Below are 12,742 nucleotides of genomic sequence, written 5' to 3' on the forward strand. Positions count from 1 at the left end.
GGGTTTCCGTGCAAAGCGTACCCGTTTCTGCGGGACACTCAGCGTCGTTGCTTCACGCTGCCGGGTCTCGCGTTTCGAAGGTTTCACCTCATCCCACAAGGAGCCGTCGCATGCTGTACCTGATTCTTTTCAACTACACCGCACCGCTCGAAGCACTTGATCGGGTGCTCCCTGCGCACCGCGCGCATCTGGACGCTCACTATGCGAGCGGCCACTTCCTGATGTCGGGGCCGTTTTTCCCGCGTGAGGGCGGCGGCATCCTCGCGCGTGCCGAATCCCGCGAAGAGATCGACGCCATCGTCGCGCGCGACCCTTTCGTGATCGAAAAACTCGTAGAGGCACGCGTCATTGCCTGGGGCCCGAATCGTCGGAGCGCTGACACACCGCAGGCGTGGTTGCCAGACGCCCTGGTCGCGACATCGACTTAAAACCGGTGCGGCGCCGCCGCTATCATGTCGGCTTGTCCTTGCGCGAACCGACATGACCGACACGCCGCCGCCTCAATCTGAAGTGCCGCGCCAGCCACGGTGGCGGCGCGCGACTGCCCGGCTGCCGTTCGGTCGCGAGCATCTGGTGTTCGTGATTGCCGGGGTGATCGGCTGCGCGGGCGCCTTGTCGACGATCCTGTTTCGCGAGTGCCTGCGCCATCTGCAATGGTGGCTCTCGGGTACGGACCAGGGTTTGGTGGCCACGGCACGCGCGTTGCCGTGGTGGGCGCGCCTGCTGGTGCCGACCGCGGGTGGGCTGCTGGCAGGCATCACGTTGCAAGTGGGCCTGAAGTGGATCCCCCGAAAAGGCTCGGAAGACTATATGGAAGCCATTGCCGTGGGCCATGGCGTGCTCAGCGCGCGCCAGAGCCTGGTGCGCAGTGCGTCGTCGTTGTGCTCGGTGGCCAGTGGCGCGTCGATCGGGCGCGAAGGGCCGATGGTGCAATTGGCGGCAATGTGCGGCTCGCTGGTCGGCCGCGTGTTGCGGCGCTGGACCTCTGTGCCAGTGGAGCAATTGCGTCTGCTGGTCGCGTGCGGTGCGGCCGCTGGCATCACCTCTGCTTACAACGCGCCTATCTCGGGCGCCGTGTTTGTCTGTGAAATCGTGTTTGGCGTCATCACCACGGCAACGCTCGGGCCGCTGCTGGTGGCCGCTGTCACCGCCGATATCGTGGTGCGCCAGTTCTTCGGGTACGGGGCGGTCTACGAGATGCCGCACTTCGATTTCGTTTCCGGCTGGGAAGTGTTGACGTATCTGGGCCTTGGTTTGGCGGCGGGGATGGTGGGGCCGCTGCTGCTGGGGCTGATTGACCGCGCGCGTGATGCGTTCGCACAGACCAAGCTGCCGCTCACGCTGCGATTGGCCGCTGGCGGATTGATCGTCGGTGCGCTGTCCACGGGCGTGCCCGAGGTCTGGGGCAACGGCTACAGCGTGGTCAATAGCTTTCTGCACGAGCCGTGGCTGTGGCAGACGGTGGCGCTGGTGCTGATCTGCAAGGTGGTGGCGACGGCGTCGAGCGCGGGCTCTGGCGCGGTGGGTGGTGTGTTCACGCCCACGCTGTTCTGTGGTGCGGCGCTCGGTTTGCTGTACGGCACGGGCATGCACGCGCTGCTGCCAGGTGTTGCGCCGGTGCCGGTCAGCTACGCGGTGGTCGGCATGGGCGCGCTGCTGGCAGCCACCACGCATGCGCCGCTCATGTCGATCCTGATGATCTTCGAGATGACGCTGTCGTATCAGGTGGTGTTGCCACTCATGTTGGCGTGTATTACCGGCTATGTGACGGCACATGCAGCCGGTGCGCCGTCGGTGTATGCGCGTGCGCTGGCGCGCAACCGCGCAGATGCTGGCGACGATGCGCAGCACCTTCCATCGCCCTTAGAGAGCACGCAGAAATAGGTACGCTTTGCTGGTTGGGACTTGCCTGGCCACAGATATTCCTTGTGGACAAGCTTGCCCAATCAGCTAAATCCAAGGAAAAGCGCTCTATAAGTCTCTTTAAATTGTGCGTTTCCGGGAACTTCCGGGAGTTATTGCGACATTTTGTTGCTGTTGCGAATCGTTATCATTTATATTTGCGTCCGCAATTCGTAGTGCGCTCTCGTGCACGGCGGCACGGGCGCAGGAGGGCGTTCCGGAGCGGCTGGCACCCAATAGAAGAGTGCCGCCGGAGAAACCACGCAATGAACCGCCGCACGCCCGTCGCCAGCGCCCTGTTGGCTCTGTTTGCCACCCCCACCGTCGCACTTGCCCAGCAGGCCACGCTTGCCCAGGCACCGGCCACCGCCACGTTGCCGGAAGCCGTTGTGAAGGGCTCCGCCCCGCGCGACGACTACAACGCCGCCAAAAGCTCCATCTCCAAGCTGCCTGAAAACCTGCGCGATGTGCCGCAATCGGTGACGGTCGTGCCCAAGGCCCTGACCGATGCGCAAGGCGGCAGCTCGCTGGCCGATGCGCTGCGCAACGTGCCTGGCATCACCATCGGCGCGGCCGAAGGCGGGCAGATCGGCAACAACATCAACCTGAACGGGTTCTCGGCGCGTACCGACATCTACCTCGACGGCTTCCGTGATCGCGGCCAGTACTACCGCGACTTGTTCGCCCTCGATTCGGTGGAAGTGCTGATGGGCCCGTCGTCGATGCTGTTCGGCCGCGGCTCCACCGGCGGCGTCATCAATCAGGTGACGAAGAAGCCGAAGCTGAAGGCGGCCACGGAAATCACGGGTTCGGTCACGACCAACGGCCTGGTGCGCGCGACCGCCGACGTCAATACACCGACGTCCGACACTTCTGCCTTCCGCATCGCCGCGATGGCGCAGAACGACAAGACCAGCACGCGCGACGAGATGACCGCGCAGGATTTCGGCATCGCGCCGTCGTGGCGTTTCGGCATCGGTACGCCGACCGAGGTGACGCTGTCCGCGCTGCTGCAGCACAACCGCGACATGCCCGATTACGGCGTGCCGAACCTCAACGGCCATCCGGTCAACGTAAGCCCCAAGACGTACTACGGCTACACCGATGACCGCACCACGCAGGATGTGGCGTCGTTCTCGGCCAATATCGATCACAAGTTCTCGCCCAACCTGCGCCTGCGCAACCAGACGCAGTTCAACTACGTGCAGACCGACGCGCGGGAGACGGCGCCCAACGCTGTGGGTACGGTCAATTCGTCGGGCGTGTTCACGGCGCTCGCCAACAGCAACTTGCCGCTCTCGGCGCTGTCGGTGCGTTTGCAAAGCCATGACCGCCGCATCCGCGACTATTCGCTGTTCAACCAGACCGAGCTGACGGCCAAGTTCGATACGGGTTCGGTCAAGCACACGCTGCTGGCTGGCACCGAGTTCGGCCACGACGGTTACGACAACCAGAACTATTACCGCAACGGCTCGTGCAACGGCACGCCGCTCGCGCAGTCGAGCATGACAAGCGGCTTCGTCTCGTGCGAGCCGCTGGTCAGCCCGAGCTACACCACGTCGCCGGCCAGCACGCCGTCGAGCCTGGGCAACCTGCAGGGCGGCTCGGCCAACACGGTGGCTGCGTATTTCAACGACTCGATCGAATTCACCAAGCAGTGGAAGGCGGTGGCCGGCCTGCGCTATGACCGCTACGTGGCGAGCATTTCCAATTCGTTGAATTCGGCGAACACGCCGGCGTCGGCCAAGATCACCGCGCTGCCGTATGCGCAGCAGAGCGTGAACTTTGTCAGCACGCGCCTTGGCGGCATCTGGCAGCCGACGGACTGGCAGTCGTACTACGTGTCGTATGGCACGTCGTTCAACCCGTCATTGGAACAACTCGTAGGCACCACCGGCCAGCAGAACCTGGACCCGGAGAAGAACAAGTCGTATGAAGCGGGTGGCAAGTGGGATCTGCTCAACGGCGATCTGTCGGTCAGCTCGGCGCTGTTCCAGATCACCAAGGACAACGCCCGCACGCAGATCGACAGCACGACGTACACGTCGGCCGGCAAGATCCGCGTGCGCGGTGCGCGCCTGGGTGCCACGGGCCACGTGACCGACAAGCTGCAGATCTTTGCGGGCTATACCTACCTGGATGCACAGATCGTCAATGGCATCGCCGCGGGCACGCAGGGCATGACGCCGGCCAACACGCCCAAGCACGCTGCCACGGTGTGGACGAGCTACACCTTCCTGCCGAACTGGGAGGCGGGCGCGGGCGCGTTCTACATGTCGCAGCGCTACGCCAACAACACCGACACGGTGCAGGTGGGCGGCTTCGTGCGCTGGGATGCGATGCTGGCCTACCACCAGCCGAAATACGACGTGCGGCTGAACCTGTTCAACCTGTTCAACAAGACGTATTACGATGCGCTGATTCCGTCCGATGGCGGTCGTGCCGTGCCGGGCACCGGCCGTGCGGCGATGCTGTCGGTGGTGTATCGGATGTAATGGCCGGGGGATGGGCCCTCGGCTGCATCCTCGTTTCCTTCCATCGCCATGCTCGTCTGCATTCCCAACGTCTTCAACGCCGCGCAGGTGGCTGCGCTGCGCGGTCTGCTCGATAGCGCAGGCGATGCCTGGGTCGATGGCCGCGTGTCAGCCGGGTATTCGGGGGCGCCGGTCAAGGTCAACCAGCAGATTGATGAGCGCGCGGAAGTGGCCCTGCAGTGCCAGCAGCTCATCCTGAGCGTGCTGGAGCGGCACCCGCGCTTCATCAGCGCGGCGCTGCCGAACGTGGTGTACCCGCCGATGTTCAACCGCTACGGCGAGGGCATGACGTTCGGCGCGCATGTCGATGGCAGCGTGCGTATCCATCCGCACAACGGCACAAAGCTGCGCACCGATATCTCGGCCACGCTGTTTCTGTCAGACCCTGCCAGCTACGACGGCGGCGAACTGCAGATTGAAGACACCTATGGCATGCACAGCGTCAAGCTCAATGCCGGTGACTTGGTCATCTACCCGGCAACGAGCCTGCACCAGGTGACGCCCATCACGCGCGGGGTGCGCGTGGCGAGCTTCTTCTGGATCCAGAGTTTGATTCGCGATGACGCGCAACGCGCCATGCTGTTCGACTTGGACAACGCCATCCAAACGCTCAACCAGACCGACGCGGATGCCACCGCGCGCCGCACGCTCATCGGCGTGTATCACAACCTGATGCGGCAGTGGAGCGAGACCTGATCCGCGTCTGCAGCGCCACTCCGAGGAAGGTGGGGCGCAGTATTCGCACGAACTGTGCGCTTCGGCTTAGTGGCCCGAACGGCGATACAGCTCGGCCATCATGCCGCAGCTTTCCACGTGCAGTGCAACGGCGCGGCTGGCTTCACGGCGCACGATTTGCCAGAAACGGGCGAGGCGCGAGGCGGGGGCGGCTTTGAGAGCGACGGTGTTCATGGCGATTCCTTCTGAGGACTGATTTAGGGATAACCCTAGTAGGGAATACCCGAATGTTAGTCCGAATATTGCGACGCAGCAAAGCCGCATTCGCCAGTGTCGCCTCGTCGCCACATATGGGTGCCTAACCCGCCACTCTGCTGACCGTGCCGGCATTGCCGTCAACGCAGATCGTCTCGCCGTCCTCCAACTGTGCCCGGATGCCGGGCAGGTTCACCACGGCCGGAATCCCGAACTCCCGCGCCACGATGGCGCCATGCGAGAGGTAGCCGCCGGTTTCCATAACGAGCCCACCGGCCTTCAGGAAAAGAGGCGTCCAGGCCGGGTCGGTGCTGGGGGCGACCAGGATATCGCCCGCTTGCAGCGCCGTGCCGGCGGCAGCGTGGTCAACCAGACGTGCCTGCCCCTGTGCCGAGCCAGCGCCCACGGCGGTGCCGCTCCAGGCATCTCCTGGGAGGGCGAATGGCGTGCTGGCCACGACCGGTGCCTCGCCATGTTCGGTGAGGATGTCCGGCTCCTGCGCAGCGGCCCAATCTTCCAACTGCTGGCGGCGTTCACGCGCGCGCTGGGCGGCGAAGCGCAGGGGTAACGTGCCGGTGGCCGCGGCCACGCATTCGTCCAGCGTCAGGTTGAAGATGTCTTCAGGCGTATCGAGTCCTTCCTCGCCGACAAGCCTGTCAGCCAGCTTTAGCAGACCGATGCGCAGCGCTTCCAGATACGCCACCAGCGCGCTGCGCGCGGCTTCGCGCTGGTTGCTATCGCGCACGGCACCCTTGAGCATCCCTCGCACGATTGGGCGCAGCCAGAACGGCAGGCGCGCCCACGCACGCTCAGATGCCGCCAACTGTCGTTGCCGCACTGCATTCGCGTCGCTGCCGATCAGGCCGACGACGAGGTCGAGCAAATAGTCGGGTTGCTCGCGCCAGCGCGGGCGGCGGAAGTAGCTCTCTTCAATGGCGCGGTGCCCGTAGCGCTCCAGAAACGTACTGAAGTGCTGGCGGAACGCGCTGTGCGCCGGCAGTTGCAGCGCCCATTGCGTGCCGATGCGGTTGTCGGCGCGAAGCCAGGCGAGGGCTTCGGCGTCGGCGGTGGCGGTTTGCGCCAGAGCCATCAGGTCGTAGCTTTGCTGCGCGGTGACGCTGGGTTCTGCGCCTGCCATGAGCGCGGCGGCCAGCGCGTGGCCCTCGCCGGGGCACTGTTTTTCGATCACGTCGACCAGGCCCGAAACGGAACCGCCCGCCGAGCCCTGCAGGAAGAACAGGCCGTCTGCGCGGCGCGCGATGTTGAAGCGTTCACGCAGGCAGGTGGCCAGCTCCGCTGTTGCTTCCGGCCACGTGTCTTCACGCCATTGCGCGGCTTGTTTGCGGGCGCGATTCAGATCGCTCTGTGCATGGCGGCGCGCGGCCCCGGCACTGCACAAATAACGTACGAGCCGCGCACCGCGTGCCAGCCGCTGCGGCCATGTGGCGCGCGGCAGCGCAATCTCGGGCTGCGTGCCGCCGAGCATGCGGTTAATGGCCTCCGGCGCAATGCCGAACGCGTCAAATGCCTCCCACTGCATCAACGAGACATCGAGGTACACGCAGCCGCCAAACAGTTTGGCGCGCGCGAGCCCCGGCAGCAACGCATAGCCCGCCAGCGAGTACGCCAGCATCAGCATGCGATTGGCCGCGTGACCGTAGAGCGTCCAGTCGATGGGCGACAGCGGCGCGGGAAACACCTCGCGCGTGTTGCCGCGCGTCCAGAACGTTGGCTGGGTTTGCAGGGCGGCGTAGGTCTGGCGCGCGGTCGTGGTGATCGGGCGAGCCTGCACGATCCAGAAGCGCTGCCCGTCCCAGACCCATTCGATGTCATAGCGCGGCTGCGCAAAGTCCAGTGCGCGTGCCGTGTCGCGCGCCACCGTGGCAAGTGCGATGAGCTGGGCGTCTTCCAGCACGGTGCGGCGCGCATCTTCGGTGGCGGTATCAGCGAGTGCGGTGCCGCCTTCGGCCAGCGCGCGCGTCATGCGGTGCTTCGTGCCGATCCGGCGTTCGACCACATGCAGCGTGTCGTCTTGCGGCGCAACTTCCAGTCGGTCGACGTCGCCATCGGCGTCGCCGCCCACCAGCGCTTCGCCCAGGCCCCAGTGTGCGTTGATGACGATGTGGTCGTCGCGGCCGCTCAGCGGGTCGCCGGTGAACGCGATGCCTGCGGCCACTGCCGGCAACATCGGCATGATGACCACGGCCATCGCCAGGTCGGAGGTGTCGATGCCAAAGCGCTCGCGGTATGCCAGCGCTTGCGGTGCGTGCGCCGAGTCCCACACGGCGCGCACCGCTTCCACCAGCGCCTGCACGCCAATCACGTTCAGGCGTGTCTCGTGAATGCCCGCGAACGAGCGTCGCGCGGAATCCTCCTGCGGCGCGGAGGAGCGCACAGCCAGCGGCGTGTTCTGCCAGCCGCGCGCGGCCAGCGCTTGCGCGATGGCAGCCAGTACCGTATCGGGCACCGCATCGCCGTGATTTCGCCCGCGGCTGGCATTTGCGGCCAGCACGAAACCATCGGGCACCGGCACGCCGAGTCTCGCCATGCGGCCAAGCTGCCAGCCCTTGCCGCCCGCCACTGCGGCACCGGCCTGCGCCGCTGCCGGCCAATCGAGCACGAGCGGATTCATCACGCCTCCTTGCGGGCCATGCCGTGCAGGAACAGGTCGATGACGGCGGAGAAACCCGCGTGCAGGTCTGTTTCGGGACGTGCCAGCCAGCGCATGAGCGCGCCGAGATACAAGTACTCGAACAGCCCTGCCAGCTGCTCGGCATCGAATCGGGTGTCGAGTTCGCCCGAGCGCTGCGCCGCGTCGATAAGTGCCATGAACACCGCTTCGAGCCCGCTGCGCTTGTCGCTGTCGCGGTTGCGGGCGGCTAGGTCGGCGCTGGCAAAGCGGTAGCGGAAATACGCGGCCAGATAGGGCCGGCGCACGTTGCACCAATCGGCCGAGGCGGAAAGCAGCACCGCCAGGCGGGAGGCGAAATTCGGCTGCCCCTCGATCTGTGCGCGCAGTTGCGTACCGCCTGCCTCCAGCTCGGCGTGGAACTGGTGCGCCAACAGCGCTTCCTTGACCGGAAAGTGGTTGTACAGCGTGCCCTTGGACACATCGGCCTGCGCTGCAATCTGCTCCATCGTCACCGCGTCGTAACCGTGCTGCTCGAACAGGGAAAAGGCCGTGGCCGCCAGATGGTCCAGCGTCTGGTTGCGCTTGCGCTCGCGGCGGCCGGCTTCAATGGGGATCGGGGTGGACGACATGGTGGGCCCGCTGTTTTTTTAAACGATGTGCAATTTTATACGTCGTTCAAAAATGTGTGCAAGCGAGAACCCCTCTGTAGAATCAGCCCATTCTTCCGGCAACCTTTCGACAGGATCGACCATGACTGCACTGCGTACCCTGTATCCGCCAATCGAGCCCTATGAAACCGGCATGCTCGACGTGGGCGATGGCCACACGGTCTACTACGAGCGCGTCGGTACGCCCGGTGCCAAGCCCGCGGTGTTCCTGCACGGCGGGCCGGGTGGTGGCGTTTCTGCTGACCACCGCCGCGTGTTCGATCCCGCACGCTACGACGTGATGCTGTTCGACCAGCGCGGCTGCGGGCGCTCCACGCCGCACGCAGGCCTGGAGGCCAACACCACGTGGCATCTCGTGGCCGATATCGAACGCCTGCGCGCGATTGCCGGGGCTGAGCGCTGGCTTGTTTTCGGCGGCTCATGGGGTTCGACGTTGGCGCTCGCTTACGCGCAGCAGTATCCGCAGCACGTGAGCGAACTCGTGCTGCGGGGCATCTACACCGTCACGCAGGCCGAGTTGCGCTGGTACTACCAATACGGCGTGTCGGAGATGTTCCCCGAGAAATGGGCACGTTTTCAGGCGCCCATTCCAGAGGCCGAGCGCGGCGACATGATTGCGGCCTATCGCAAAGTGCTCACCGGCAACGACACCGCCAAGCAGATCGAAGCCGCTCGCGCCTGGAGCGTGTGGGAAGGCGAGACCATCACGCTGCTGCCCGACCCGAGCAACAGCGCCAAGCACGCCGACGACCATTTCGCGCTGGCCTTCGCGCGGCTGGAGAATCACTACTTCACGCATCAGTGCTGGCTGGAAGAGGGCCAGTTGCTGCGCGAGGCACACAAGCTGGCGGGCATTCCCGGCGTAATCGTGCATGGCCGTTACGACATGCCGTGCCCTGCGCGCTACGCGTATGCGTTGCATCAGGCGTGGCCGGATTCGGACTTCCACCTGATCGAAGGTGCCGGCCATGCGTGGTCCGAACCGGGCATCCTCGATCAACTGCTGGCCGCAACGGACCGCTTTGCCGGCAAGTAACCCATGACGGATTCCGCCGACCTGCGCTTCCTGCTCGCCATCCAGAACAACGGCAGCCTGGTGGCGACGGCGCGCGCGCTGGACCTGACGCCATCCGCCGTATCGCAGCGGCTGCAGCAGCTGGAGAAGAAGCTGGGTACACGGCTGGTCTATCGCACGGCGCGCAGCTTGCGCTTTACGCAGGAAGGCATGCTGCTGTGCGAGCGCGGGGCAGAGCTGATCCGCCAGCTCGACGCACTGTCAGAGGATTTGCACACGCGCCGGGGCGGCCTGGTTGGCACGCTCAAGGTGAATGCGCCGCTGGGGTTTGGGCGACGCTACGTGGCACCCGTCATTGCCGATTTCCAGCAGCAGCATCCCGATGTCGACATCGAACTGGCGCTGTCCGATGCGCCGCTGGTCGAAGCCGCGGACCGTTTTGATGTGGTCGTGCACATCGGCGCGTTGCAGGTGTCGAACCTTGTCGGCCATGCGATTGCGCCAAATGCGCGCTTTGTCTGCGCGTCGCCCGCATTTGTGAAGCGCTTCGGCACGCCGGAAACTCCCGATGACCTTGCCGCGCTGCCCTGCATCGTGTTGCGCGAGAACAAGGAAGACGTGTCGCTCTGGCACTTCAGCAAGGGCCGCACAAGCCGCAGCGTGCGCGTGCCGAGCCACCTGATCTGCAACGACGGCGATGTCATCCGTCAGTGGGCGTGCGAAGGGCGTGGCGTGATCCTGCGCTCCGAATGGGATGTGGCGGACGATCTGCGCGCGGGCCGCCTCGTGCGATTGCTGCCAGGCTGGAAAGCGCCCGACGCCAACGTGATCGCGCTTACGCACAACCGCGCCGGCTTGCCACAACGTACGCGTCATTTCATGCAGGCGCTGCAGAACCGCTTCAAGCCGCAGCCGCCGTGGCGCGCATGATGCAGCTTCACTGAATCTTTGATTCAAACCGGCTTCACCGAAAGCCGGTGCGCGGTACCTACAATCGGTGGCATCGATCTCTACCGATTTGCAGGTGACAAGCGTGAACGCTTCCACGGTTTCTCCCGATGCAGGCTATCCCAAGGCCATCCTGTTTGATCTGCTGACCGCGCTGCTCGATTCGTGGTCGCTGTGGAACCGCGCCGCTGGCTCTGAACAGGCAGGCCGCACTTGGCGCGCCGAGTATCTGCGGCTCACGTACGGCTGCGGCGCATACGTCCCTTATGAAACGATGGTTCGGCAGGCCGCGCAGAACGTCGGCTTGCCGGCCTCCGCCCCTGAATCGCTGGAAGCCAACTGGTTGCACCTCGCACCGTGGAGCGGCGCTGCGCAAGCGCTAGCCCAGCTCCAGCCGCACTGCAAGCTGGCCGTTGTCACCAACTGTTCGGAACGACTGGGCCTGCAAGCCGCCGCGCTGTTGCCCGTCACGTGGGATGTTGTTGTCACGGCCGAGCAAGCTGGCGTGTACAAGCCCGATCCGAAGCCCTATCGCATGGCGCTTGAACAGCTTGGCGTGGACGCCGCCGACGCGGCATTTGTTGCGGGCTCCAGCTACGACATGTTCGGCACAGCGGCGGTCGGCCTGCGCACGTACTGGCACAACCGCGTCGGCCTGACGCCGGTGGAGGGCGCGCAACTGCCGGAAATCATCTCGCCCACGCTCGACGATCTGCTGCCCTGGGCCCGCCGTTTTGCCGCATGAGGATGCAAACCATGACCCCTGACACGCACTCGCTTGAAACCCTCGATACGCCCGCTGCGTTGATTGACCTGCCGCGCATGCAGCACAACATCGCCCGCATGCAGCACCGCATGAACGCGCTGGGCGTGAAATTTCGCCCGCATGTAAAGACCACCAAGTGCCTCGATGTCGTGCGCGCACAGATGGCAGCCGGCGCGCAAGGCATCACCGTATCGACGTTGAAGGAGGCCGAGGCCTTCTTTGCCGCCGGCATCAAGGACATCCTGTACGCGGTGGGCATTGTCGCCACCAAGCTGCCGCGTGCGATGGCGCTGCGCAAGCGGGGCTGCGATCTGAAGCTCGTGGTCGATAACGCAGAGGCCGCCCACGCTGTGGTCGACCACGCCCGCGCACACGGTGAGCGCTGTGAAGTGTGGATCGAAGTCGACACCGATGGGCACCGCTCCGGCATCACGCCCGAGCAGGAGGCGCTGCTGGAAGTCGGCCGCATCCTGAAAGACGGCGGCATCGACGTGGGCGGTGTGATGACGCACGCCGGCTCCAGCTACGACCTGAACGACCGTGCCGCGCTGGCCGCATTGGCCGAGCAGGAGCGTGGCGGTTGCGCGCGCGCCGCGCAGCGCCTGCGGGATGCCGGCGTGCCGTGCACGGCGGTGAGCGTGGGCTCTACACCCACCGCGTTGGCCACCGAGCACCTCGAAGGCGTGACGGAGGTGCGCGCGGGGGTCTACGTATTCTTCGATCTGGTCATGCACAACGTGGGCGTGTGCGCGCTGGATGAAATCGCACTGAGCGTGCTGACTACCGTGATTGGCCATCAGCCCGAGAAAGGCTGGGTGATTGTCGACGCCGGATGGATGGCGATGAGCCGTGACCGCGGCACCGCCAAGCAGTCGCATGACTTCGGCTACGGGCTGCCGTGCGCGCTTGACGGCACGCCACTCGACGGGCTCATGCTGATCGGCGCGAACCAGGAGCACGGCATTCTGGCGGCCAGCGATGGCTCGGTACGCGACGACCTGGTGGCGCGCTTTCCGGTCGGCACGAAGCTGCGTGTACTTCCGAACCATGCGTGCGCCACGGGGGCCCAGTTTCCGGAGTACCAGGCGGTGTCGTCGCGGGGGAGGGTGCAGACGTGGGGGCGGTTTCACGGGTGGTGACTCGTGCACCTGATATGCCGAAAGCAAAAAGGCCCGCAGCATTCCTGCGGGCCTTTTTGCTCGAATCCAACCTACCAAAAAAATGATGAGATCCGGTTTTAGCGTGGCGATCCGGATATTCACCGGTTAATAGGGATTTGTACTCATCTGCCTGGGCAAAATCTGGTCGATAAATAGAGAGACGGCCACGCAATTCAAGTGGCTGATA

Annotated in this window: 11 protein-coding genes; 8 read left to right on the top strand and 3 right to left on the bottom strand. The window is 64.9% G+C overall.

The genetic code is table 11. From position 1 onward, the window contains the following. Nucleotides 1-110: 110 nt before the first annotated feature. From NKG59_RS21120 to NKG59_RS21135, 4 genes are all read left to right on the top strand, one after another. Nucleotides 111-428: a YciI family protein gene (locus NKG59_RS21120; protein WP_253540891.1), complete on the top strand. Its 318-nt coding sequence runs from the start codon at nucleotides 111-113 to the stop codon at nucleotides 426-428. A gap of 52 nt (nucleotides 429-480) precedes the next feature. Next, the gene (locus NKG59_RS21125; RefSeq protein ID WP_253540893.1) at nucleotides 481-1,884 is read left to right on the top strand and encodes a ClcB-like voltage-gated chloride channel protein; all 1,404 of its coding nucleotides are present in this window, start codon (nucleotides 481-483) and stop codon (nucleotides 1,882-1,884) included. Nucleotides 1,885-2,168: 284 nt separating this feature from the next. Then, nucleotides 2,169-4,397: a TonB-dependent receptor gene (locus NKG59_RS21130; protein ID WP_253540896.1), complete on the top strand. Its 2,229-nt coding sequence runs from the start codon at nucleotides 2,169-2,171 to the stop codon at nucleotides 4,395-4,397. Between the two features lie 48 nt (nucleotides 4,398-4,445). Then, on the top strand, nucleotides 4,446-5,132 hold the full coding sequence (locus tag NKG59_RS21135) for a Fe2+-dependent dioxygenase (protein ID WP_045205595.1): 687 nt from the start codon (nucleotides 4,446-4,448) through the stop codon (nucleotides 5,130-5,132). 66 nt (nucleotides 5,133-5,198) lie between these two features. Here NKG59_RS21135 and NKG59_RS21140 read toward each other — a convergent pair whose 3' ends face one another. The 3 genes from NKG59_RS21140 to NKG59_RS21150 all read right to left on the bottom strand — a co-directional run bounded on the left by NKG59_RS21140 (nucleotide 5,199) and on the right by NKG59_RS21150 (nucleotide 8,627). Next, a complete protein-coding gene (locus NKG59_RS21140; protein ID WP_252694076.1) occupies nucleotides 5,199-5,345 on the bottom strand; it encodes a hypothetical protein in 147 nt (48 codons plus the stop codon). Between the two features lie 124 nt (nucleotides 5,346-5,469). Beyond that, a complete protein-coding gene (locus tag NKG59_RS21145) occupies nucleotides 5,470-7,998 on the bottom strand; it encodes a PEP/pyruvate-binding domain-containing protein (RefSeq protein ID WP_253540898.1) in 2,529 nt (842 codons plus the stop codon). Further along, the gene (locus NKG59_RS21150; protein WP_253540900.1) at nucleotides 7,998-8,627 is read right to left on the bottom strand and encodes a TetR/AcrR family transcriptional regulator; all 630 of its coding nucleotides are present in this window, start codon (nucleotides 8,625-8,627) and stop codon (nucleotides 7,998-8,000) included. Before NKG59_RS21150 ends, NKG59_RS21145 begins: the two co-directional genes overlap by 1 nt. A 121-nt stretch (nucleotides 8,628-8,748) precedes the next feature. Here NKG59_RS21150 and pip point away from each other — a divergent pair, with 121 nt between their 5' ends. From pip to NKG59_RS21170, 4 genes are all read left to right on the top strand, one after another. Next, complete coding sequence (pip, locus tag NKG59_RS21155; RefSeq protein ID WP_253540901.1) at nucleotides 8,749-9,702, top strand: prolyl aminopeptidase; 954 nt, start codon at nucleotides 8,749-8,751, stop codon at nucleotides 9,700-9,702. 3 nt (nucleotides 9,703-9,705) lie between these two features. Next, nucleotides 9,706-10,611 (top strand): LysR family transcriptional regulator, encoded by a 906-nt coding sequence (locus tag NKG59_RS21160; protein WP_253540903.1) that lies wholly within the window; start codon nucleotides 9,706-9,708, stop codon nucleotides 10,609-10,611. 94 nt (nucleotides 10,612-10,705) lie between these two features. After that, nucleotides 10,706-11,374 carry an HAD-IA family hydrolase gene (locus NKG59_RS21165; protein WP_253540905.1) on the top strand — a complete coding sequence of 223 codons (669 nt, stop codon included), beginning with the start codon at nucleotides 10,706-10,708 and terminating at the stop codon, nucleotides 11,372-11,374. A gap of 11 nt (nucleotides 11,375-11,385) precedes the next feature. After that, nucleotides 11,386-12,534 carry a DSD1 family PLP-dependent enzyme gene (locus NKG59_RS21170; protein ID WP_253540908.1) on the top strand — a complete coding sequence of 383 codons (1,149 nt, stop codon included), beginning with the start codon at nucleotides 11,386-11,388 and terminating at the stop codon, nucleotides 12,532-12,534. Nucleotides 12,535-12,742 lie beyond the last annotated feature (208 nt).

Origin of the sequence: Ralstonia chuxiongensis (assembly GCF_024158925.1) — a bacterium.
Classification (GTDB): Bacteria; Pseudomonadota; Gammaproteobacteria; order Burkholderiales; family Burkholderiaceae; genus Ralstonia; species Ralstonia chuxiongensis.